This is a genomic window from Paraburkholderia sp. CI2 (assembly GCF_014201055.1).
Lineage (GTDB): Bacteria > Pseudomonadota > Gammaproteobacteria > Burkholderiales > Burkholderiaceae > Paraburkholderia > Paraburkholderia tuberum.
Genome location: NZ_JACHDL010000019.1, coordinates 69743 through 92617, shown reverse-complemented (window position 1 = coordinate 92617; position 22875 = coordinate 69743). Strand labels below are relative to the sequence as shown.

Annotated in this window: 15 protein-coding genes and 2 pseudogenes; 7 read left to right on the top strand and 10 right to left on the bottom strand. The window is 64.4% G+C overall.

Annotated elements, in window-relative coordinates:
- Positions 1-305 precede the first annotated feature (305 nt).
- Positions 306-2135 carry a translational GTPase TypA gene (gene typA / locus HDG32_RS24130; RefSeq protein ID WP_184071246.1) on the bottom strand — a complete coding sequence of 610 codons (1830 nt, stop codon included), beginning with the start codon at positions 2133-2135 and terminating at the stop codon, positions 306-308.
- Between the two features lie 326 nt (positions 2136-2461).
- On the opposite strand from typA, the gene HDG32_RS24125 reads away from it, so the two are divergent.
- From HDG32_RS24125 to HDG32_RS24110, 4 genes are all read left to right on the top strand, one after another.
- Positions 2462-2977, top strand: coding sequence for a MarR family winged helix-turn-helix transcriptional regulator (locus HDG32_RS24125; RefSeq protein WP_184071244.1), 516 nt, complete (start codon positions 2462-2464; stop codon positions 2975-2977).
- Between the two features lie 52 nt (positions 2978-3029).
- On the top strand, positions 3030-4562 hold the full coding sequence (locus tag HDG32_RS24120; protein ID WP_184071242.1) for an efflux transporter outer membrane subunit: 1533 nt from the start codon (positions 3030-3032) through the stop codon (positions 4560-4562).
- An 83-nt stretch (positions 4563-4645) separates the two neighbouring features.
- Complete coding sequence (locus tag HDG32_RS24115; RefSeq protein ID WP_184071240.1) at positions 4646-5887, top strand: EmrA/EmrK family multidrug efflux transporter periplasmic adaptor subunit; 1242 nt, start codon at positions 4646-4648, stop codon at positions 5885-5887.
- Positions 5888-5921: 34 nt separating this feature from the next.
- Complete coding sequence (locus HDG32_RS24110) at positions 5922-7484, top strand: DHA2 family efflux MFS transporter permease subunit (protein WP_184071238.1); 1563 nt, start codon at positions 5922-5924, stop codon at positions 7482-7484.
- Positions 7485-7608: 124 nt separating this feature from the next.
- Here HDG32_RS24110 and truB read toward each other — a convergent pair whose 3' ends face one another.
- The 5 genes from truB to rimP form a co-directional block, all read right to left on the bottom strand.
- The gene (gene truB / locus HDG32_RS24105) at positions 7609-8544 is read right to left on the bottom strand and encodes a tRNA pseudouridine(55) synthase TruB (protein ID WP_184071236.1); all 936 of its coding nucleotides are present in this window, start codon (positions 8542-8544) and stop codon (positions 7609-7611) included.
- A gap of 78 nt (positions 8545-8622) precedes the next feature.
- Positions 8623-8988: a 30S ribosome-binding factor RbfA gene (rbfA, locus tag HDG32_RS24100; protein WP_008922231.1), complete on the bottom strand. Its 366-nt coding sequence runs from the start codon at positions 8986-8988 to the stop codon at positions 8623-8625.
- A gap of 222 nt (positions 8989-9210) precedes the next feature.
- On the bottom strand, positions 9211-12132 hold the full coding sequence (gene infB / locus HDG32_RS24095; RefSeq protein ID WP_184071234.1) for a translation initiation factor IF-2: 2922 nt from the start codon (positions 12130-12132) through the stop codon (positions 9211-9213).
- 94 nt (positions 12133-12226) lie between these two features.
- Positions 12227-13702, bottom strand: coding sequence for a transcription termination factor NusA (gene nusA, locus HDG32_RS24090; protein ID WP_176120042.1), 1476 nt, complete (start codon positions 13700-13702; stop codon positions 12227-12229).
- The gene (gene rimP, locus HDG32_RS24085; protein ID WP_006052964.1) at positions 13699-14157 is read right to left on the bottom strand and encodes a ribosome maturation factor RimP; all 459 of its coding nucleotides are present in this window, start codon (positions 14155-14157) and stop codon (positions 13699-13701) included. Before rimP ends, nusA begins: the two co-directional genes overlap by 4 nt.
- Before the next feature lie 654 nt (positions 14158-14811).
- On the opposite strand from rimP, the pseudogene HDG32_RS24080 reads away from it, so the two are divergent.
- Positions 14812-15281 (top strand): annotated as a pseudogene (locus HDG32_RS24080) (transposase); the annotation flags it as partial.
- A 302-nt stretch (positions 15282-15583) separates the two neighbouring features.
- On the opposite strand, the gene rluB reads toward HDG32_RS24080, so the two are convergent.
- The 4 genes from rluB to HDG32_RS24060 form a co-directional block, all read right to left on the bottom strand.
- Positions 15584-17359 carry a 23S rRNA pseudouridine(2605) synthase RluB gene (rluB, locus tag HDG32_RS24075; RefSeq protein WP_184071232.1) on the bottom strand — a complete coding sequence of 592 codons (1776 nt, stop codon included), beginning with the start codon at positions 17357-17359 and terminating at the stop codon, positions 15584-15586.
- A 63-nt stretch (positions 17360-17422) separates the two neighbouring features.
- Positions 17423-18466 (bottom strand): SMC-Scp complex subunit ScpB, encoded by a 1044-nt coding sequence (gene scpB / locus HDG32_RS24070; RefSeq protein ID WP_184071230.1) that lies wholly within the window; start codon positions 18464-18466, stop codon positions 17423-17425.
- Between the two features lie 375 nt (positions 18467-18841).
- Positions 18842-20062, bottom strand: coding sequence for a pyridoxal phosphate-dependent aminotransferase (locus tag HDG32_RS24065; protein ID WP_184071229.1), 1221 nt, complete (start codon positions 20060-20062; stop codon positions 18842-18844).
- A 212-nt stretch (positions 20063-20274) separates the two neighbouring features.
- A complete protein-coding gene (locus HDG32_RS24060) occupies positions 20275-21177 on the bottom strand; it encodes a LysR family transcriptional regulator (protein ID WP_184071227.1) in 903 nt (300 codons plus the stop codon).
- A 403-nt stretch (positions 21178-21580) separates the two neighbouring features.
- Here HDG32_RS24060 and HDG32_RS24055 point away from each other — a divergent pair.
- Positions 21581-21976 (top strand): annotated as a pseudogene (locus tag HDG32_RS24055) (transposase); the annotation flags it as partial.
- Between the two features lie 335 nt (positions 21977-22311).
- Positions 22312-22563 (top strand): hypothetical protein, encoded by a 252-nt coding sequence (locus tag HDG32_RS24050; RefSeq protein WP_184071224.1) that lies wholly within the window; start codon positions 22312-22314, stop codon positions 22561-22563.
- Positions 22564-22875: the final 312 nt, after the last annotated feature.

Sequence of the window (22875 nt, the reverse complement as noted above, 5' to 3'; positions counted from 1 at the left end):
GCTTGGAAGGACCTCAAACTTTGCACCCGGGAGCATAGCACAGAACGAATAGCCCAGATAGCGAACGGCACAGGCGCAAAGCCTGTGATGGCGGGCGTTTCGCGGGCGACGGGGTGCCTTTTCACAGCGCGCAACAGTGTTCTGTGAGAAATGAAGGCGAACGGCGCAATGGGTGTCTACATGTGTGCCGCCCCGGAAAGTGGCAGGCATGATGCAGCGCCAAACGTTTTGATGCGCCAAAAACAAGGAAGCCACCCGAAGGTGGCTTCCGCTTCCTGCTATCCAGACGGATATTCGAGTCCGGCTTATTCGCCGGCAACCTTGTTGCGGCTCGCGCTGCGGCGCTCGTGTTCCTTCAGGTAGCGCTTGCGCAGACGGATCGACTTTGGCGTGACTTCGACCAGCTCGTCGTCGTCGATGAACTCGACCGCGTATTCGAGCGACAGCTGAACCGGCGGCACGAGACGCACGGCTTCGTCGGTGCCAGACGCGCGCACGTTGGTAAGCTGCTTGCCCTTGATCGGGTTCACGACGAGATCGTTGTCGCGGCTGTGGATGCCGATGATCATGCCTTCATACAGCGCTTCTCCCGGCGCCACGAACATGCGGCCGCGGTCCTGCAGCTTCCACAGTGCGTACGCGACTGCCGCGCCGTCGTCCTGCGAGATCAGCACGCCGTTGCGACGTTCGCCGACTGCGCCTTCCTTGACCGGCTGGTAAGAATCGAACGTGTGGCTCATCAGACCCGTACCGCGCGTGAGCGTGAGGAATTCCGACTGGAAGCCGATCAGACCACGCGCCGAAATACGGTACTCGAGACGCGTGCGGCCACGGCCGTCCGATGCCATGTCGAGCATTTCGCCCTTGCGGCGGCCAAGTTCTTCCATTACGCCGCCCTGGTGGGTGTCTTCCATGTCGACGGTCAGATTTTCGTACGGCTCGTGCTTCTCGCCGTCGATTTCCTGCATCACGACGCGCGGACGCGACACGGCCAGCTCGTAGCCTTCGCGGCGCATGTTTTCGACCAGAATGGTCAGGTGCAGCTCACCGCGGCCGGCCACTTCGAACGTCGTTTCGTCGCCGGTATCGCGCACGCGCAGCGCGACGTTGTGATTCAGTTCCTTCATCAGGCGGTCGCGAATCTGGCGGCTCGTGACGAACTTGCCTTCACGGCCCGCGAGCGGCGACGAGTTGACGAGGAAGTTCATCGTCAGCGTGGGTTCGTCGACGGTGATCATCGGCAGCGCTTCCGGCTGTTCCGGCGAGCAGATCGTCACGCCGATGCCCACTTCCTCGATACCGTTGATCAGCACGATGTCGCCCGCCTCGGCCGAGTCGACCTGCACGCGATCGAGACCCTTGAACGACAGCACCTGGTTGATCTTGCGATTGAGGATTTCGCCTTCCGGGCCCGATCGCACCGCGACGGCCATGCCCGGCTTGATGCGGCCGCGCGTGATACGGCCAATGCCGATACGACCAACGTACGACGAGTAGTCGAGCGACGTGATTTGCAGTTGCAGCGGACCTTCCGGGTCGGCCGGGCGCACCGGCACGTGCTGCAGGATTGCCTCGAACAAAGGACGCATGTCGCCGTCGCGTACATCAGGCGTGAGACCCGCGTAGCCGTTCAGGCCCGATGCGTAGACGATCGGAAAGTCGAGCTGCTCTTCGCTGGCGCCGAGCTTGTCGAACAGGTCGAAGGTCTGGTTGATCACCCAGTCGATCCGCGCGCCCGGACGGTCGACCTTATTGACCACGACGATCGGCTTCAAACCCAGTGCGAGCGCCTTCTTCGTGACGAAGCGGGTTTGCGGCATCGGGCCTTCCACCGCGTCAACGAGCAGCAGCACCGAGTCGACCATCGACAGCACGCGCTCCACTTCGCCGCCGAAGTCGGCGTGCCCCGGCGTGTCGACGATATTGATGTGCGTGCCCTCGTACTCCACCGCGCAGTTCTTCGACAGGATCGTGATGCCGCGCTCTTTTTCGATGTCGTTCGAGTCCATCACGCGCTCGGCGATCTGCTGGTTCTCGCGGAACGTGGAGGTCTGACGGAGGAGCTGGTCGACGAGCGTGGTCTTGCCGTGGTCGACGTGAGCAATGATGGCGATGTTGCGTAGGGCGCGGGTCATAGGAAACCTGAAGACGGTTGAGTGCGCCGCTTGCTTATGCTGCTGGTTGAGGAGCCAAACCACGACAACAAGCCCAAAGCGCACTTTTGGGAACCCAAAATTATAGCACGCACGGATGATCCTTTTCTGGTATTCCCCGATAGACCGTCCGCTCTCCGCGCCTGGGCGAGTTGCGCGAATCGCGCCTTGCCCCGCCCTACGTCATTCGGTACGGTTTGTTGCTTGAGCGCGAAATAATCCTTGCCTAAGCTGTATTAACGCTTGTCGCGTCAATCAACAGCCAGCTATACTAATGCCTAGTCAACCATTGCATTCGCACGAGAATCATGACGCAGCCGTCCAACAAATTCACGCCGGATCCCAGCGAGTACCAGCTCGGCGAAAGCGTCGGCTACCTCATCTCGCGGGTGAAATCGACGCTATCAAACCTGATCACGCAGCGCAGCATGGCCGAACTCGGCATCACCAGCCAGCAAGGCAGCATCCTGTTCATGGTGGCAAGCGGCAAATGCCTGCTCGCGGCTGAGTTGGCGCGTGAATACGGTATCGACGCAAGCGCCGTCACGCGCCTGATCGATCGGCTCGAAAAGCGCGGCCTGCTCACGCGGGTGCGCAGTAACGAAGACCGGCGCGTCGTGCGCCTCGCGTTGACGCCGGAAGGCCATGCGATCGCGGCTCGCATGCCGGCCATTTTCAATGGCGTGCTCGATAACCTGCTGAACGGGTTCACCCCGGAAGAAGTGGGCTTCCTGAAGAGCATGCTGCGTCGCGTGCTCGTTAATTCCGGCGAACACACGGGACTTTCCCGCGACGCCGCAAGCCATCCCGATAGCAAATCGTAATAGCTTGCTTGCTGCGTCCATCAATACATTCCACTCAAAAAAGAGTCGAGCGATGAAATCCCTTTCCCTGTCCGCGCCCGCGCTGTCGAGCCGGGCCGCTGTCGCCGCCGCGGTGACGGCGCTCGCCCTCACGGGGTGCGCGAACTACTTCGGCGTCAAAAGCGACAAGCAGATCGCGTCGCCGACGCAGTACGAGTCGACGCAGAGTCTGCCCAACGAGGGCGGCCAGTGGCCATCGCTCGACTGGGCCAACCAGTTCGGCGACCCGCAACTGCCGAAGCTGATCGCGGAAGCGCTCGAGGGCAGCCCGTCGATCGCCCAGGCGCAAGCGCGGCTCGCAAAGGCTTCGTCGTATATCGAAAGCTCGCGCGCAGCGCTGTTCCCGAAGGTCAGCGCGAGCTATTCGTGGACCCGCGAGCTGTACTCGGCAAACTCCCTTTACCCGCCTCCGTTCGGCGGCACCTGGTATAGCGAGAACAACGTGCTCGCGAGCGCGTCGTGGGATCTCGACCTGTGGGGCAAGAACCGTCAGCGGCTCGGCCAGGCCGTGTCGCAGCAGAAAGCCGCCGAGGCCGATATGCAGCAGGCGCGCGTGACGCTCGCCGCGTCGGTCGCGAGCACCTACAACCAGCTCTCGCAGCTGTATTCGTTTCGCGACATCGCCGCGCGTGAAATCGCGAACCGCCAGGACGTCGGCCGTATCACGAATGACCGCGTGACGGCCGGCCTCGACACCAACGTCGAGAAGCAGACCGCCGCCGGCAACGTCGCGACGAGCCAGTCGAACCTGACCGACCTCGACGGACAGATCACCGTCGTGCGCTACCAGTTGGGCGCGCTGCTCGGCAAAGGCCCGGACCGTGGCCTGCAGATCGACAAGCCGGTGCTCACCGGCGGCGACGTGGTCGCTCTGCCGGACAACATCCCGGCCGACCTCGTGGCGCGTCGCGCGGACATCGTCGCCGCGCGCTGGCAGGTCGAAGCCGCGATGCATGACGTGAAGGAAGCGAAAGCCGAGTTCTACCCGGACGTGAATCTCGCGGCCGGCTTCGGCTTCGACGCGTTCGGCTGGGGCCGTTTCCTGACCGCGTCGAGCCGTCAGATCCAGTTCGGCCCGGCGATCCATCTGCCGATCTTCGACGCCGGCGCGTTGCGCGCGCAGTTGAAGGGCCGCTACGCCGACTTCGAGGGCGACGTCGCGAACTACAACCAGACGCTGATCAACGCGCTGCAGGACGTCTCGACGCAGGTGTCGTCGATCCGCTCGATCGACCGTCAGGAGGGTGACGCCCAGCGCGCGCTCGACGCGTCGAGCAAGGCGTACCAGCTCGCCGTAATCCGCTACAAGGCCGGCCTGTCGCCGCAGCTGCAGGTGCTCAACGCCGACGAAAACCGCCTTGCCGCCGAGCAGACGGTCACGGGTCTGCAGATGCGCCGCCGTAGTCTGCAGATCGGTCTGATCAAGGCACTGGGCGGCGGCTTCGACGCAACCCAGACCGGTCTCGTCGTGCCGACCGATGCTCCCGCATCGGCCAACGCCGCAAACCACGCCGCGAACCACGCCACGAGCACCGCCGCGAACTGAGCGAGCCCGCCCGCGCCGACGCACACGCATACACACGAACACTCGAATAAACGACGACGTTCAAAAGAACCCGGAGCACATCAATGAGCACCCCCCAGCAGCCCGCCACTCCACCGCAAGCGGCGAACAACGGCAAACGCAAGCGCATGATGACGCTGCTCGTCATCGTGATCCTGATTGCCGCGGTCGCGTACGGCCTGTACTACTTCCTCGTCGCGCGCTTCCATGAAGACACCGACGATGCCTACGTGAGCGGCAACGTCGTGCAGATCACCCCGCAGGTCACGGGCACCGTGATCGCGGTCAACGCGGACGACACCCAGGTCGTCAAGGCCGGCGACCCGCTCGTCGTGCTCGACCCGGCCGACGCGCGCGTCGCACTCGAACAGGCCGAGGCCAATCTTGCGCAGGTGGTGCGCCAGGTGCGCGGTCTGTTCGCCGACGACAGCCAGTACGAAGCGCGGGTCGCGGCGAGCCAGGCCGATCTGTCGCGCGCCCAGGACGACCTGAAGCGCCGTATGACGATCGCGCAGACCGGCGCGGTATCGCAGGAAGAAATTTCGCACGCACGCGACTCCGTGAAGAGCGCGCAAGCCGCGCTCGACGCCGCCAAACAGCAACTCGCGGCAAACCGCGCGCTGACCGCGAACACCACGATCGCCGATCACCCGAACGTGCAGGCCGCCGCCGCGAAGCTGCGCGACGCATACCTGAACCACGCTCGCAATACTCTGCCGGCGCCGGTCACAGGCTATGTCGCAAAACGCTCGGTGCAGGTCGGCCAGCGCGTATCGCCCGGCTCGCCGCTGATGGCGATCGTGCCGCTGCATGACGTGTGGGTCGAGGCGAACTTCAAGGAAGTGCAACTGAAGCACATGCGCATCGGCCAGCCAGTAGAACTGACGGCCGACGTCTACGGCTCGTCGGTGCCGTATCACGGCAAGGTGGTCGGCTTCTCGGCCGGCACGGGTTCGGCGTTCTCGCTGCTGCCCGCGCAGAACGCGACCGGCAACTGGATCAAGGTCGTGCAGCGTCTGCCGGTGCGTATTTCGCTCGATCCGCAGGAACTGGAGAAGCATCCGCTGCGTATCGGTCTGTCGATGCAAGCTGACGTGAACATCAAGGACGACACCGGCGGCCAGCTCGGTCAGGCGCCGTCCACGGCTTACCAGACCAACGTCTTCGACAAGTACGGCGCGGAAGCCGATGCGGAAATCGCGCGCATCATCTCGGAAAACGCCGGCACGAACGCGAACGGCGGCGCGCAGAAGTCGACCGCGGCGAGCGCCGCGGCCGCCGCGAAACCGGCGGCCCATAAGAGCTGAGGGTCCGCCCGATGATTCATGGAAGGCTCTTTTAATGGCTCAGGCTCAGGCGCAAGTCCCTCACCCGCCGCTCGAGGGCGCGCAACTGGTGATCGGCACCATCGCGGTGTCGCTCGCCGTGTTCATGAACGTGCTCGACACGTCGATCGCGAACGTGTCGATCCCGTCGATTTCCGGCGACCTCGGCGTATCGTCCGACCAGGGCACGTGGGTGATTACGTCGTTCGCGGTGGCCAACGCGATCTCGGTACCGCTGACCGGCTGGCTCACCGACCGCATCGGCCAGGTGCGGCTGTTCATGGCGTCGATCGTGCTGTTCGTGCTGTCGTCATGGATGTGCGGGCTGTCGCCGAACCTGCCGTTCCTGCTTGCGTCGCGCGTGCTGCAAGGCGCGGTGGCCGGCCCGATGATCCCGCTGTCGCAGACGCTGCTGCTCGCGAGCTATCCGCGCGCGAAGGCGCCGATGGCGCTATCGATGTGGGCGATGACCACGCTGATCGCACCGGTTGCCGGTCCGATCCTCGGCGGCTGGATTTCCGACAACATCTCGTGGCCGTGGATCTTCTACGTCAACATTCCCGTCGGCGCGGTCGCGGCCGCCGCGACGTGGATGATCTTCCGTAACCGCGATTCGGTCATCAGGAAGGCGCCAATCGACGGCGTCGGCCTCGGTCTTCTGATCGTCTGGGTCGGCTCGCTTCAGGTGATGCTCGACAAGGGCAAGGACCTCGACTGGTTCTCGTCGACGACGGTCGTCGTGCTCGCGCTCGTCGCGGTGATCGCGCTCGCGTTTTTTATCGTGTGGGAGTTGACGGCCGAGCATCCGGTGGTTGATCTGTCGCTGTTCAGCCGACGCAATTTCACCGGCGGCACGATCGCGCTGTCGATCGGCTATGGGCTTTACTTCGGCAATCTCGTGCTGTTGCCGCTGTGGCTCCAGACCGATATCGGCTACACGGCGACCGAAGCCGGACTCGTGATGGCACCCGTCGGTGTGTTCGCGATCCTGTTGTCGCCGCTGACCGGCAAGGTGCTGCCGCGTACCGATCCGCGCTATATCGCGACGCTGTCGTTCCTGATTTTCGCGCTGTGTTTCTGGATGCGCTCGCGTTATACGACGGGCGTCGATACGTACTCGCTGATGCTGCCCACGCTGATTCAAGGTATCGGTATGGCCGGCTTCTTTATTCCGCTCGTGTCGATCACGCTGTCGGGCTTGCCGGGCCATCGGATTCCGGCGGCCTCGGGGCTGTCGAACTTCGTGCGGATCATGTGCGGCGGTATCGGCACGTCGATCTTCCAGACCGCCTGGGATCACCGCACGATCATGCATCACGCGCAACTGACCGAACAGGCGAATGCTTACAACCCAGTGTTCGGTCAATCGATTCATCAGATGGGCGCGGCGGGCCTGGATCAGCAGCAGACCTACGGTCTCTTCAACACCATGGTCACGCAGCAGGCCGCGCAGCTCGGCGTAAACGATCTGTTCTTCATTTCGGCCGGTATTTTTGTCGCGCTGATCGCGCTGATCTGGATCACGCGGCCGGAACGGGCAGGCGGCGATGCGGGAGCGGCGGCGGCCGCGGCACATTGAGGGGGGCGTTTGTGGTGTTGCTTTAGTTCGACACCGCTCCACCGGAGGGCATGATCGAAACGGGATCGCTCGATGGCGATCCCGTTTTTTTATTGTCCGCGCCGGGCTGGCAAAACGGCGACCTCTAGCTCTCCGTCGTCACGATCAGACGGTCGGGCGCGAGCACGCCTTCGCCCGGCTTCGCGACCCCCAGAAGCCGCCCCTGCGCCGAGTACACCCTCACGCGCGGGGCATTCACCGCGTCGGCGGCGATCGTCAGCGACGACAGCTTCAGGCGCTGGCCATGAAGGAAGCGGCGCGTGTCATCGTCGTTCAGACAGACCTGCGGGAACGTCGACAGCAGCGCGTCGACCGGTTGCAGCCATGCGTCGCGTTCGAGTTCAGTCGCGTCGGACAACGCGTCGAGCGTGACCGAATGCTCGAGCGTCAGCGCGCCGACGCCCGTGCGCCGCAGCGCGACCAGATGCGCGCCGCAGCCGAGCGCTTCGCCGATATCCTCGGCAAGCGTGCGCACATAGGTGCCCTTGCTGCACGTCACGCGAAACGTCACATCCGGCAACGCGCACGCAATCAGCTCGAGCGCGCGAATCGTCACCTGCCGCCCTTCCCGTTCGACCGTCTGGCCGGCGCGCGCGTACTCGTACAGCGGCTTGCCATCGCGCTTGAGCGCCGAGTACATCGGCGGAATCTGAACGATCTCGCCGATGAATTTCGGCAAAGCCGCCCGCACCGCAGCTTCGTCGCAGTCGACGGCACGGATGTCGAACGCCTCGCCTTCGGCGTCGCCTGTGGTCGTGCGGATACCGAGGCGCATCGTCGCCTCGTAGGTCTTGTCGGCTTCGAGCAAGTCTTGCGAAAACTTGGTGGCCTCGCCGAAACACAGCGGCAGCAGGCCGGTTGCCAGCGGATCGAGCGTGCCGGTGTGGCCCGCCTTTTTCGCCAGATAAAGACGTTTCGCGCTAACCAGCGCGTCGTTGCTCGACAGGCCGAGCGGCTTGTCGAGCAGGAGCACGCCATCGAGCGCGCGACGCGGCACGCGGGGGCGTTGAGGTGCGGTCATGTCGAGGGAGGCAGAACGTTCGGGAAATGCGAAAAAAGGCGCCGCGCGCTACATGGAACGCCACGGCACGGCAGACGCTCAGTCGTCTTTCGCGCGCGTGGAATTTGCCTCGTCGATCAGACGCGACATCTCCACGGCGCGCTCGATCGTCTTGTCGTAGTGGAAATGCAGCGTCGGCACCGTGTGGATATGCAGGCGCTTGAACAGCAGATTGCGCAGATGGCCGGCAGCGTGCGTCAGCGCTTCGAGCGTTTGCTGCGGGTCGCCCGTCAGCGTCGTGAAGTAGACCTTTGCGTGCGCGTAGTCGGGCGTTAGCTCGACGCTCTGAAATGTGACGATGCCGATGCGCGGATCCTTGACCTCGCGCAGAAGCTCAGCCAGGTCGCGCTGGATCTGATCGGCGATCTGCACGTTGCGATTGGGAGTAGTACGTTTCTTAGGCATGGTGTTGTGTGCTCCGCTAAGACGGATGCAAAAAATTGGTTCGCGCGAGCCGTGTTCGATATTCGTTCGATACGACGGCGTCGCGGTCGCCGCGGCGGGGTGAGAGTCCATTTGCGACGAACGCGGCAACCAAGCCAGCAACAAACTCGACACTGTGGGCTCAAAAACAACGGGCGGAGCGGGCGTCAAGCCCGTTCCGCCCGCTGTGCCGTGCCGCGCGAATTACAGCGTACGCGCGACTTCGGTGACCTCGAAGACTTCGAACTGATCGCCTTCGACGATATCGTTGAAGTTCTTGATCGACATACCGCACTCGAAGCCCTGACGGACTTCTTTCACATCGTCCTTGAACCGCTTGAGCGAATCGAGTTCGCCCGTGAAGATGACGACGTTGTTGCGCAGCACGCGCACCGACGACGAGCGCTTGACGAAACCATCCGTGACCATACAGCCGGCCACCGTGCCGACCTTCGGCACCTTGAATACCTGGCGTACTTCGACCGTGCCCGTCACGACTTCGCGCTTCTCCGGCGCCAGCATGCCCGACATTGCTGCCTTCACGTCATCCACGGCGTCGTAGATGATGTTGTAGTAGCGGATGTCGACGCCATTAGCTTCCGCGAGCTTGCGAGCCTGCGCATCCGCGCGGGTGTTGAAGCCGATGATGACCGCCTTCGACGCCGTCGCGAGATTGACGTCCGACTCGCTGATGCCGCCGACCGCTCCGTGCACGATCTGCACGCGTACTTCGTCGGTGGAGAGCTTCTGCAGCGACTGCACCAGCGCTTCCTGCGAACCCTGCACGTCGGCCTTGACGATGAGCGGCAAGTACTGCACTTCGCCCTCGCCCATCTGCTCGAGCATGTTCTCGAGCTTCGCGGCCTGCTGCTTTGCGAGCTTGACGTCGCGGAACTTGCCCTGACGGAACAGCGCAACTTCACGCGCCTTGCGCTCGTCCGGCATCACGATCACTTCTTCGCCAGCCTGCGGCACTTCCGACAGACCCTGGATTTCGACCGGAATCGACGGACCCGCGGACTTGGTCGGCTTGCCGGTTTCGTCGAGCATGGCACGCACGCGACCGTAGGCGCTGCCTGCCAGCACGACGTCGCCGCGGTTCAGCGTACCTGACTGGACGAGGATCGTTGCTACCGGACCCTTACCCTTGTCGAGCTTCGCTTCGATGACGAGACCCTTGGCCGGCGATTCGACCGGTGCCTTCAGCTCCAGCACCTCGGCCTGCAGCAGCACGTTTTCGAGCAGATCGTCGATGCCCGCGCCGGTCTTCGCCGACACCGGCACGAACGGCGAGTCGCCGCCGTACTCTTCCGGCACGACGCCTTCCGTGACGAGCTCCTGCTTCACGCGCTCCGGATTCGCTTCCGGCTTGTCGATCTTGTTGATCGCGACGACGAGCGGCACGCCGCCAGCCTTCGCGTGGGAGATCGCTTCCTTCGTCTGCGGCATCACGCCGTCGTCGGCGGCCACCACCAGGATCACGATATCGGTCGCCTTCGCACCGCGGGCACGCATTGCCGTAAAGGCTTCGTGACCCGGCGTGTCGAGGAACGTGATCACGCCGCGCGGCGTTTCGACGTGGTAGGCGCCGATGTGCTGCGTAATACCGCCCGCTTCGCCTGCCGCAACCTTCGCGCGGCGGATGTAGTCGAGCAGCGAGGTCTTGCCGTGGTCGACGTGGCCCATCACCGTGACGACCGGCGGACGTGGCAGCGCTTCGGCGTCGCTCGCTTCGCCTTCGACCAGCATGGCTTCCGGATCGTCCAGCTTCGCCGCGAGCGCATGGTGGCCCAGTTCCTCGACGATGATCATCGCCGTTTCCTGGTCCAGCATCTGGTTGATCGTGACCATCTGGCCGAGCTTCATCATCACCTTGATGACTTCCGAAGCCTTCACCGCCATCTTGTGCGCGAGATCCGCGACCGTGATGGTTTCCGGCACATGCACTTCACGCACGATCGGTTCGGTCGGCGCCTGGAACGTGGTGTTCTGCTCCTGATGCTTGCCACGCCCCTTCGGACCGCCGCGCCAGCCACGATCGACGCCGCCGCTCGAATCGCCGCGCGTCTTGATGCCGCGGCGCTTCGCTGCGTCGTCCTGCCAGCCGCTCTTACCGCCGCCCGGCTTCTTCTTGTCGCCCGCCGACGGTGCGCTCGCGGGCGCCGGAGTCGCGGCGGTTGCCGGCTTTCTCGCTGCCGGGCGCGCCGGTGCTTCACCAGCCGGACGCGCCGGCTTATGGAGCGTGCCCTTGGCTTCGGCCGCCTTGGCCGGCTCGGCGGGCTTCGGTGCCGGTTCCGGCGCCTTCACCTGCGCCTTGCGCGGCGTGTTCATCATTTCGCGAATCGCGCGCGCTTCGGCTTCGGCCGCCGCGCGGCGCTTGGCGATTTCTTCCTGTTCGGCGCGCGCCTTTTCGGCGGCCACGCGCGCGGCGTCTTCCGCTTTCTTCGCGGCTTCGCGTTGCGCGGCGCGTTCCGCTGCCGCGCGTTCGTCGTCCTGCTCGTTTGCCTTCTCGGCAACCGGTGCAGCGGCTTTCGCCGCCGCCTGCTGGGCCTTCTCGCGAGCCGCCGCCTCGGCCGCAACCGATGCGCGCTTCTTTGCATCTTCTTCCGCGCGCTGACGCTCGGCTTCCGCGGCCTTCTCGCGCGCCTGACGGTCGACTTCTTCGCGCTCGAGCTGTTCCTGGCGCGCCTTCAGCTCCTGCGCCTGCTTTTCGAGCAGCTCAGCTTCGTGACGTGCTTCTTCCTCACGACGCTGCAGTTCGAGATCTTCTGCGTCGGCGTTCTCGGCCACATGATTCGATGCATCCCCGCCTTCCGCGACAGTCTCGTCGCGGCGGACGAACGTGCGCTTCTTGCGCACCTCGACCTGAATGGTGCGAGCTTTGCCCGTCGCATCGGACTGCTTGATCTCCGACGTATGCCGTTTCGTCAGCGTGATCTTGCGCTTGTCTGCATCAGTCGAGCCGTGAGACTTGCGCAAGTGGTCGAGCAGACGCGCCTTGTCCGTTTCGGACAAGGAGTCGGCTTCGCTCGCTTTTGTGACGCCAGCTGCCTGCAGCTGCTCAAGCAGCACGCCTGCAGGCATTTTCAGTTCCGCGGCAAATTGGGCTACGTTGTTACTCGCCATTCATTCCTCTTAATGCAAGGACCGATTCCTTGCGGTTAGCATCGGGTCATGCGGCCTGACGGCCGCGTTCAATTCAGTGCGCCATGGTCATTTCTCACTGGAACCAGTGTTCACGTGCTTTCATGATCAACGCCTTAGCGGCATCCTCTCCCATCCCAGTCATCTCGACCAGTTCATCCACGGCCAGCTCGGCGAGTTCGTCGCGCGTCTGGATCTGATGTTCGGCCAGTTTCGCGAGCAGGTCGGCGTCCATGCCGTCCAGGCTCTTCAGGTCGAGCGCTACATTCTCGACCTTTTCTTCGTTCGCGATCGCCATCGTCAACAGCGCGTCGCGCGAGCGGTTGCGCAGTTCGTGAACGGTGTCTTCGTCGAATGCCTCGATTTCGAGCATTTCGTTGAGCGGCACGTAGGCGATCTCTTCGAGGCTCGTGAAGCCTTCGTCGATCAGGATATCGGCGACTTCCTCGTCGACATCGAGACGCGCCATGAACAGGTCGCGCAGGACGCCGCGCTCCTGATTCTGCTTCTGCGCAGATTCGTCCGGCGTCATGATGTTGATCTGCCAGCCGGTGAGCTCGCTGGCAAGCCGCACGTTCTGGCCGCTGCGGCCGATCGCGACCGCGAGTTCGTTCTCGTCGACGACGACGTCCATCGAATGCTTTTCTTCATCGACGACGATCGACTGCACGGCTGCCGGCGCGAGCGCGCCGATCACGAACTGGGCGGGGTCTTCCGACCATAGCACGATGTCGACGTTTTCGCCACCGAGCTCGTTGCGTACGGCCTGCACGCGCGAGCCGCGAATACCGACGCAGGTGCCGATCGGATCGATGCGCTTGTCATAAGCCACCACGCCGATCTTCGCGCGCACGCCCGGATCGCGAGCCGCCGCTTTAATCTCGAGCAGGCCCTGCTCGATTTCCGGCACTTCCATCTCGAACAGCTTCATCAGGAATTCCGGCGCCGTACGCGACAGCTCGATCTGCGGACCACGCGCGGTGCGGTCGACCTTTGCGATATACGCGCGCACGCGGTCGCCCACCCGAAGGTTTTCCTTCGGGATCAGCTGGTCGCGGCGCAGCAACGCTTCGACGCGGCCCGATTCGACGATGAAGTTGCCCTTGTCGAGGCGCTTCACCGAGCCGGTCATGATGTGTTCGCCGCGCTCGAGGAAGTCGTTCAGGATCTGCTCGCGCTCGGCGTCGCGCACCTTCTGCAGGATCACCTGCTTGGCGGCCTGCGCGCCGATACGGCCGAATTCGATCGACGGCACCGGCTCCTCGATGAACTCGTCGAGCTGAATATCGGGCTGCTGCTCGCGCGCCTCGAACAGCAGAATTTCCTGATCCGGTTCCTGCAGACCTGCTTCGTCCGGCACCACCTTCCAGCGGCGAAACGTTTCGTGCTCGCCGCTTTCACGGTCGATGTGGACACGGATATCCGCATCTTCTTCGAAGAGTTTCTTGGAGGCCGAAGCGAGAGCCGCTTCGAGCGCGGCAAATACCACGTCCTTATCGACATTCTTCTCGCGTGCCAGCGCATCCACCAGCATCAACACTTCGCGACTCATTGTTTGCGGCTCCTAAAGTCAACTTTCGGAACAAGGCGCGCCTTGTCCATGTCCGCGAGCGTGAAATCGAGCATCGCGGCCCCTTCTTTTCCTTCAAATTCCAGACCGATCGTCTCGCCTTGCGGAGCATGCAAAATGCCCCGGTACGATTTCCGACCGTCCAATGGCTTTTTCAGTGTGATAACCGCTTCGCTGCCCGCGAAACGTTCAAAATCCGCCAGTTTCTTCAGCGGGCGATCGAGACCGGGTGACGATACTTCGAGCCGCTCGTAATCGATATTTTCGACCGTCAGAACGTGCTGGAGCTGACGCGTAACTTTCTCGCAGTCTTCGATTGCGATGCCGGCTGGCTGGTCGATATAGATACACAACATGCCGCGCCCGGTGCGCTCGAGATCGACGAGCTCGTAGCCGAGTCCCACGACCGTGGTTTCAATCAGTTCCGTCAGTTGCACAGTGCCCTCTTAGATGTTCGCGCAGCGAGCCTCGCCTCTTCTGCAAACAACCAATGCGGGCCGCGCGCCAAGCCGGCGCACGTTCGTGCGAACCCGAGATGCCGAACCACGATGAACTGAGCGGCAAAAAAAAATGGGCTGAACGCCCATCATCTTATTGCCGGTGGTCGCACCTGAGCCGCACATGAAACCGTACGCCCAGCGACTTCGCGATTGTAGCCATTTTCCGGCCCAAACGCAATCCGCGGAACGCCGGGCGATGCGCATTTCCGCTTGATTTGATAGGAATCTTTCGACAATGTGGCGGCAAATCCGGGCTTTTGCAAGGTCGCCCGAGCCGTCGGGAAGGGGAGCCGGACGGGCTACGCCAACACTTTGCGGCGATGCGTCCTGTCGGTCTTCAGCGCAGTTTCGCACGGCGTTTGACGCATCGGAACGCCGTGCGAACGCGGCAAACAAGAGGCGGCATAAAATCGCCAAAAACGATAAACGGCTCGGCCGGGAAGCACTCGACATTGCTAGTCAGTATGCAGTATGACTCCCGTGAGGCAATGGCTGGCCCGCCGTAAGGAATCAAGCGCGGGTTAGCATTGCAGCCAGAGCAGCACAGTGCGGACACGGCCGCTCCCGGCGATTTCCGGCACGGAGGCCAGCATGGAAGACGACAGCACGCTGTGCGTCGGTCTCGATGTACACAAGGACTCGATCACAGTCGCGTATGCGCCGGGCTCGGGCGAAGTCGAACTGCTGGGCAAGATCGGTATGACGCAGGCTGATATCGATCACCTGTGCAGGCGCCTGCAGTCGAAAGTGCGGCACATCTGCGTTGTCTGCGAGGCCGGTCCATGCGGCTACGGACTTTACCGGCAGTTCGTGCAGAAGGGATTCGGGTGCATCGTGTGCGCCCGATCGCTGATTCCGAAAAAACCGGGTGAACGGGTCAAGACTGAGCGGGGTAATGCGATCAAGCTTGTGCGGTCTTTGCGCGCCGGTGACCTCTCCGCGGTGTACGTGCCGAGCGACGACGACGAAGCGTTCCGCGATCTGGCACGGATGTGGCTGGCGCCAAAGACGACCTGAAGCGCGCACGGCAACGCGTGAAGGCCTTTCTACTCTCGCTTGGGACGAGTAACCCGCGACCAGGCTACGCAACGGACTACTGCATCCGACTTGCGGTTCCAGATAGCGGCAGGCTCATTGGGCGGACATCTTTAGTGCGGTACCCAACCCGCGGATATCAGCTTGATCCACCGCCGAAATGTACTGCTACGCCGCCCTGAGGAAATTCCGGCAACATGAATTCGAGAAACTAAAAACCCGATCCCGATTGACACCGGGAGTCATATCAGCCTGGCAGGTCATGCGAACTGCACCAAAGGGTATGGCCGTTCAACGGCCACCCCTCAAACGCGGTACAGCGCCCCGCTCAACGGCCGCGCGAGCGACCGCGCGCCGTGCCGCCGCCACGATTCGCGCCGCCCGAACCCGCGTTGCCGCCGGCACGGTTGGCGTTGCCGCCACGATTGCCACCCGGCCCGCGATTGCCGCCGCTGTCGCCGGACGCGCCGGCACGCTTGCCGCCAGTGCGCGCACGGTTGCCGTTGGGCGACGACGCGCGGTTGCCGTCGACGTCGCGGCCGCGCTGCCCCCCGGCGCCGCGATTGCCCACACCGACACCAGAACCAGTGCCGCCCCCCATGCCCGCGCCGAAGCCACCGCCCGCCGCGCCACGGCGACCCTGTCCGCGCGGCTGCTGCTCGAAGCGGCTGTGCGACATCAACACCGGCTCGCGGTTGATAAAGCCCATCGACGTCTGCATCGGATCCGGCTGACGACGCTCCGGCGCCGCATTGCGGCTACCGCGCTCCTCAGCCGGCGCCTTCAGGCCGACCGATGCCATCAGTGCGCGCACCTGATTGTCCTCGAGTTCTTCCCAGCGGCCGCGCTTCAGACCACGCGGCAGGGAGATCGGGCCGTGGCGCGTACGGATCAGCCGGCTGACCATCAGGCCGGCCGCTTCGAACATGCGGCGTACTTCGCGATTCCGCCCTTCGGCGAGCGCGACGTGGTACCAGTGATTCGTGCCTTCGCCGCCGCCGTCGCGGATGCGCAAGAAATTCGCCGGGCCGTCCTCGAGTTCGACGCCGTTTAGCAGCTTCTGACGCATACCCTCGGCGAGTTCGCCGACGACACGCACCGCGTATTCGCGCTCGACGCTATAACGCGGATGCATGAACCGGTTCGCGAGATCGCCCGAGGTGGTCAGCATCAGAAGACCTTCGGTGTTGAAGTCGAGACGCCCGACCGCGACCCACTTGGCGGTTTTCATCGGTGGCAGCTTGTCGAACACCGATGGACGGCCTTCCGGGTCCGCGTGGCTGACGATTTCGCCGGTCGGTTTGTGGTACAGCAGCACGCGCGGCGGCTTGCTGGCGAGCCTGCGCTTGACCGGCTTGCCGTTGATGCGGACCTGGTCGGTCGGCATGATGCGCTGGCCGATGTGCGCCGGTTCGCCGTTCACCGACACGCGGCCGGCGATGATCAGCTCTTCCATGTCGCGGCGCGAGCCCATGCCCGCCTCGGCGAGCACCTTGTGCAGCTTCGGCGCGTCGTCATCGGGCGACAGCACGCGCTTCGGGCCCGCTGCCTGGCCACGGCGCAGCATCGGCGCGCGTACGCCGCCAGTCGTGGTGTTGTCGGCATCGAATGCGGGCGACGTCACGTATGAGAACAGATCGTCCTGAGCTGACTCCGCTGCCGCATCGGCGCCGCGGCGATTCTGGCGCTGGCCCTCACGTTGACCTTCGCGCGGCTGACGTTCGCGCTGGTCTTCGCGTGATACGCCCTCGCGCTTCGCACCGCCAGCGTTACGACGCCCGCCCTGTTTCGCGCCCGCGTCCTTGCGCGGCGTGCGCACCTGGGCGACGACCTCGCCGTCCGGCGGCGTTTCGGCGACGACCGGCGCGCCTTGCGCGGGCGCGCCCTCGGCTGCCTTCGTCTTCGCGCCGGCGCGGCGTCGCGCGATCAGGCTGCGCGGCCCGCGACGCAGACCGCGGCGGGGGCGCTCTTCGCCCTCTGCTTCCGGGCCATGAGCCGGGCGCTCGCCCTCGCCTGCCGCCGCTTGCGTAGTGCGTTCGTCGGTCCGCGCCGACGGCACGGGGCGCTCGGATTCGGACGAATCGGTGTCGTGGGTATGTGTCAAAACAACCTCAAAATGTCAGGTCGCGCGCGCCCGTTGCGGGCGCGGCAAAAAAGTTCGGTTACGTCAGGCGCTGCGCGACTCGGTTTCGTCGTCGGTCAGAAAACCTGCGTCCTGCGCGGCATCGCGGCGATCCTCGGGATCGCCGTGCGCCGCCTCGATCGGATTCGGCTCGGCAACGTGCTCCGTATTGCGAGCTACGCCCGAGCCGTGCGCGGGTGTTGCCGGATCGGTCTGGGCGACCGGATCGTAATGCTGTGCCGAGCCGGCGACGCTGGCATGCGCTGCCGCGGGTGCCGGTTCGGGCTGTTGTTGCGTGTCGTGCGGCGCGCTCGACGCGTCTGACGCATTCGTCGTGCCGGCCTGCCCGGTCGCTTCCGCGGGGGGCTCCGGTTCGAGCGTCGACTCGGCTACCGTCTCGGGAGGCGCTGCTTCAAATCCCGACGCGGCGTGCTGCGCCGCTTCCGGCGGAGCCGGCTCGCCAGCCTCACCCGCGATGACGTGCCCGGCATCCTGCACCGGCTGCTGCATGCTTTGCGCGTCGCCCTCGGCAAACTCGATCGCGTGCTGACCCAGCAGATCCGCGTTCAGTTGTGCGGACGGATCGGCAAGCGGAGGCAACTCGTCAAGCGCCGTTAGACCAAGGTCATCGAGGAACTGGCGCGTGGTCGCATACAGCGCCGGACGCCCCGGCACGTCGCGATGACCGATCACCTCGATCCAGCCGCGATCCTCGAGCTGCTTGACGACCTGCGTATTCACCGTCACACCGCGAATTTCTTCGATATCGCCCCGTGTCACCGGTTGCCGGTAGGCAATGATCGCGAGCGTTTCGAGCACCGCGCGCGAATATTTCGGCGGTTTTTCCGGATGCAACCGATCCAGGTACGAACGCATCGCGGGCTTGCTTTGAAACCGCCAGCCCGATGCCAGCCCGACCAGCTCCACACCGCGCCCAGACCAGTCCCGCTTCAGGTCTTCGAGCAAGGTCCGAACAGTGTCCGCCGACACGCCGTCGGCAAAGAGCTTGCGCAACTCGCCGAGCTTTAACGGCTCCTGCGCGCAGATCAAGGCAGTCTCGAGGACGATCTTCGCCTCTTGGGTATTCATGCAGCTAGGTCAGACCCTGTGGTCAAAGAACCGGATCAAACAGACGATGTGGAACTGAAGACGCGCTCGCCCGATTCTGATCGGTCATATTGATGGGAGCACGCACCGGGGGGTGGCGAACAGACTTATCGAGCCAGACCCAGCCGGACGGAGCGGCGAAATTCCTGAAAGGAATCGCGTGACTGAGCGCCATATTACGCAAAAACGACCGGGGCGTAAAGCCGCGATCTGCCGTGCATCTTCTGCTGCGGCGCCGACCGGTGTAGCCGCGCCCGCCCGGGTCGAGTCGACAGCAAGAAGATTCTCACGATTCGCAGCTTTTCGCCGCTCGCGGTGCGTCAACACGAAGCGCGGGGGGCGTACGAGGCCGCATGATCAGGCCCCGGCGTGGCGCGCCAGAAACCGCGTCAAGCGCTCGACGCCGGCATCGAGCCGCACCGTATCGCACGCATAGCACCAGCGCACGAACCCCTCGCCCTGCGGCCCGAACGCGCTGCCCGGTGCCACGCCGAGCCCGACCTCCCGCACCATCGCCTTGCACAAATCGAGACTGCGCGTCGAGCCCGGCATCGAGAAGAACAGATACATCGCGCCCAGCGGGGCCTTCACATCGACGCCGGGAACCGCCGACAGCGCGCGCACCAGATGATCGCGCGACGTCCTCAGGTCGCGCACCAGCTGCTGCGTAAAACGCTCGCCCTGCTCGAGCGCCGCGATGCCCGCCTGCTGCACGAACGACGGTGCGCACGACGTGTTGTACTCGACCAGCTTCGCCAGGTCGTCCATCAACGCGGTCGGCGCGACGATCCAGCCGAGCCGCCACCCCGTCATCAGCCAGGCTTTCGAGAACGAATTCACGCAGATCACGCGTTCGCCGCGTGTCGCGAGGTCGAGAAACGATGGCGCGGTGCGCACACCGGCCGCCTGGGCGGCGTCATCGCCGGGATAGTAGAGCCGCTCATAGACCTCGTCCGCGACGATCCAGATGCCGTGCCGCCGGCAGTGTTCGAGCACGCTGCGCTGGTCGTCGCGACTCATCACCCAGCCGGTCGGGTTGTTCGGCGAGTTGATCATCAGCATCTTCGTGTCAGGCGTCAGCGCGCTCAGCAATCGCCCGACGTCGAGCTCCCAGCCGCGTTCGCCGTAGCCGAGCGCGACGGTTTCGACATGCGCGCCGAGAATCTTCGGGATTTCGACCAGATTCGGCCATAGCGGCGTCACCGCGACGACGCGGTCGCCGCCGCCGACCACCAGCTGCGCGGCGAGCATCAGCGCGTTGACGCCCGCGCTCGTGACCGCGACGTGCTCGGGCGACGTCGCCCCGTGCAACTCGCTGACGTAGCCCGCAAGTGCCGCGCGCAATGGCGCGATGCCGAGATTGTGCGTGTAAAACGTCGCGCCGGCGGCGAGCGCGGCGCTCGCGGCGTCGCGAATGAATGCGGGTGTGACGCGATCGGACTCGCCGAACCAGAACGGCAGCACGTCGTCGACGCCGAAACCGGCGTTCGCGACTTCACGGATTTGCGATGGACGCAGCGCGCGTACGGCGTCGCGCGCATTCGGGATGGAGGGCACGGGCAGGTCCAATTCGCTCATCGAGGCTTCCGGGTGGGTGAAGGATAAGAGGCTCGAAGCGCAACCGCGAAGGCGTGCGCGATGAAGATGGTAGTTTAGCGCGCCGGGTAACCGGACAGCGGCGCAGCGAGTAGCGGTGGGCGGGCGGTGGGCGGGCGGTGGGCGGCGTGTGGGCGGCGGGCCGCGCCCGGCGCCAATCCACCAGTCGAACGGATCGCAGGCGATCCCGCCCGTTAATTCAACTCCTCGGCCCGGCCCGGCAACTGGCGGATCAGATTCCACACCGCCTCGGCCGCGGGCGACAGCGACCGGTCGCGCCGCCGCACCAGTTCGACGAGGCGTTCCGCGCGCGGCACCAGCGGACGCGCGACCAGCGACGCCCCCGCCGGCAGCGGCAGCGCGAGCCACGGCAGCACGCTGATCCCGACGCCCGCCTCGACGAGCCCGAACACCGTCGCCGAATGGCCCAGTTCCTGCACCACGGTGGCGTTCACGCCCTGCGCCTGCATCACGGCATCGATGAGGGGGCGGCTGCCGGACGCATAATCGAGCATCACGAGTTGCTCGCCGTCGAGGTCCTTCCACGTAACCTGTTTGCGCGCGGCGAGCCGGTGATCGTCACGCGACACGATGCAGAACGAGTCCGTCATCAGCGTCTCGCTGAGCAGATCGTCGTCGGAGAACGGGCCGATGATCACGCCGAAGTCCACTTCACCCGACTTCACCTTGCGCACTACGTCGCTTTGCACGTCGTCGCGCAGCCCAAGCGTCACATAAGGAAACTGCTGTCCGCACGACGCGACTACGCGCGGCATCAGCCGGCACGCGACGGTCGGGCTCGCCGCGACCACCACGCGTCCGCGGCGCTGCTCGCCGATTTCGCGGATCTCGCGCAACGCGTCGTCGAGATCCCCCAGCAGTCGCGACACACTCGCCACGAGGTTGCCGCCTACGTCGGTTAGTTGCACTTCGCGCGTCGTGCGATCGATGAGCTTCAGGCCGATCTCGCTTTCGAGCTCGCGTACGCAGCGACTGACCGCCGACTGCGTGAGGCCGATTTCGTCGCCGGCCCGACTGAAGCTTTGCAAGCGCGCCACCTCGATGAAAACCCTGAGCTGTCGCAGCGTCACATTCATTTGTTGACCTCATCAATAGCGCAGCTTGATGCGCATTGTACGACCAAATACATGCGGCATAGCACCGTCCACGCGGCCGCTGCAATGCAGCAAAAAAGCGCGAACGCACGCCGGCCGGGCTTTTCTGCCCCAGATTGGTGATTGTCCCGATTTGCGAGATGGGTTTTTTGGATTCTTATACGGCCCTGGTTGGCGCCCGCGTTGGCCCGCCGCCACGGGGCTTTCAGGCAATCGGCAGCAGATTGGCACACTTCGTGCGTTGTGAAACGCACAGGGAGGGCGCCATGATGTCCGACGGCAATCCGTGGCAAGCCCGTCCCCTTTGGCACTCGCCTATCGAGTGCGTGAAGAGTGCGCGGCGCGGGGCAGCGCACCGGAGTTAGCTTCGCTGAGGTGAAACATGATGCTGTTCGACGATTTGAGAGATAACGAGTGGGCGCTGGTCGAGGCTTTGTTCTGCGCCGAGCCGGCGCGCAGCGAACGGCGCGGTCGACCGCGCGTGGAAGCTCGGGCGGTGGTCAACGCCGTGCTTTGGGTGTTGTCGACAGGCGAAGGCTGGTCCAAGTTGCCGGGCCGCTACCCGTCCCCCCCGACTTGCCGCCGGCGCTTCGACGAGTGGCAAGCCGATGGCACGCTCGCTGAAATTGTGAAACGGCTTGGCACGAGCGGCCGCGAAATCTCGCTGCGCGGCCGGATCGGCGCAACGGCCGCGAAACCGCCGGCACCGCCGAGCCGCGACCGCCTACGCGGCGCGTTCTGGACCAATCCGGAATCGTGGCGCGCGCCGGTCAAGATGGCCTGACGCGAAACTACGCGGTCACCGGGCGCCTATAGGCGCCCGGTTTTTTATCCAGCCGGCTTTTCCACGATTGCGTGCGCGCCCACGACCCGCCAGCATTCGACGGTCGCCGCGAGACGCTGTCTTCTCCGCTTCGCGCGCCCCTTTCGTCGCGCCTCCCGCACGCCCACCACAGCGCTCCTTGCGCGCTGCCTCAGACTGCCAAACTACCCGATAGCTCCGGGTGAAACATCCATTTACTATTAATTACAACGTGCTTTCGTCCCCCGGCATACGTTAGTACTTATGCAAACAGGCCTTGAGTCGAGGGGCTCGAGGTTGAGGGGGATTTCGAAATGAAACCAATGTCACTGGTGTTGTGCGGCATTGTGATTTCATCGATGGCCGCGCCCGCAATTGCGCAACAACGCCCGCAAGGGTGGAACTGGCGCCCGGACCGCCAAGCCACGCTGGAAGCGTGGCAGCAGAGCGAGGCCCATAATCGCGACTTCACGCCGCCGACGCCGCGTGGCGATCTGCGCGGCGATATCGCCAGCAATGTGCGGGCACGGCCCGATGCGCCGCGTGAGGTTCAGCGGCGGCGATGATTTGCTAAGTCGCCGCTCGGACGGCGCGTGGCGCGACGCGGTCGCCCAGTATCTTGCATTGCGCACTTACGATCGGGGAACCACCGGACGCGGCACCAGTCTGACTTAACGCCATTAGCACAGCGTGGCAGTAGTAATTCCGGTATGCCCGTATCTTCGTGATACGGGCTTTTTTTCGCCCTCGAGGCGTTGATGGCATGAAAGGCGCGCAACGGCAACGACCTGCGCGGATCGCGTCGCCGCCTTGTCAATGGGAAGCCGAGATTCGCCCCCGGACGCGCACGGCGACCGGTCGACGTCAGCGACGGCCCG

Coding starts and splice junctions, on each gene's coding strand:
- typA (WP_184071246.1), bottom strand. CDS start 2,135: ATGACCCGCGCCCTACGCAACATCGCCATCATTGCTCACGTCGACCAC.
- HDG32_RS24125 (WP_184071244.1), top strand. CDS start 2,462: ATGACGCAGCCGTCCAACAAATTCACGCCGGATCCCAGCGAGTACCAG.
- HDG32_RS24120 (WP_184071242.1), top strand. CDS start 3,030: ATGAAATCCCTTTCCCTGTCCGCGCCCGCGCTGTCGAGCCGGGCCGCT.
- HDG32_RS24115 (WP_184071240.1), top strand. CDS start 4,646: ATGAGCACCCCCCAGCAGCCCGCCACTCCACCGCAAGCGGCGAACAAC.
- HDG32_RS24110 (WP_184071238.1), top strand. CDS start 5,922: ATGGCTCAGGCTCAGGCGCAAGTCCCTCACCCGCCGCTCGAGGGCGCG.
- truB (WP_184071236.1), bottom strand. CDS start 8,544: ATGACCGCACCTCAACGCCCCCGCGTGCCGCGTCGCGCGCTCGATGGC.
- rbfA (WP_008922231.1), bottom strand. CDS start 8,988: ATGCCTAAGAAACGTACTACTCCCAATCGCAACGTGCAGATCGCCGAT.
- infB (WP_184071234.1), bottom strand. CDS start 12,132: ATGGCGAGTAACAACGTAGCCCAATTTGCCGCGGAACTGAAAATGCCT.
- nusA (WP_176120042.1), bottom strand. CDS start 13,702: ATGAGTCGCGAAGTGTTGATGCTGGTGGATGCGCTGGCACGCGAGAAG.
- scpB (WP_184071230.1), bottom strand. CDS start 18,466: ATGAATACCCAAGAGGCGAAGATCGTCCTCGAGACTGCCTTGATCTGC.
- HDG32_RS24065 (WP_184071229.1), bottom strand. CDS start 20,062: ATGAGCGAATTGGACCTGCCCGTGCCCTCCATCCCGAATGCGCGCGAC.
- HDG32_RS24060 (WP_184071227.1), bottom strand. CDS start 21,177: ATGAATGTGACGCTGCGACAGCTCAGGGTTTTCATCGAGGTGGCGCGC.
- HDG32_RS24050 (WP_184071224.1), top strand. CDS start 22,312: ATGAAACCAATGTCACTGGTGTTGTGCGGCATTGTGATTTCATCGATG.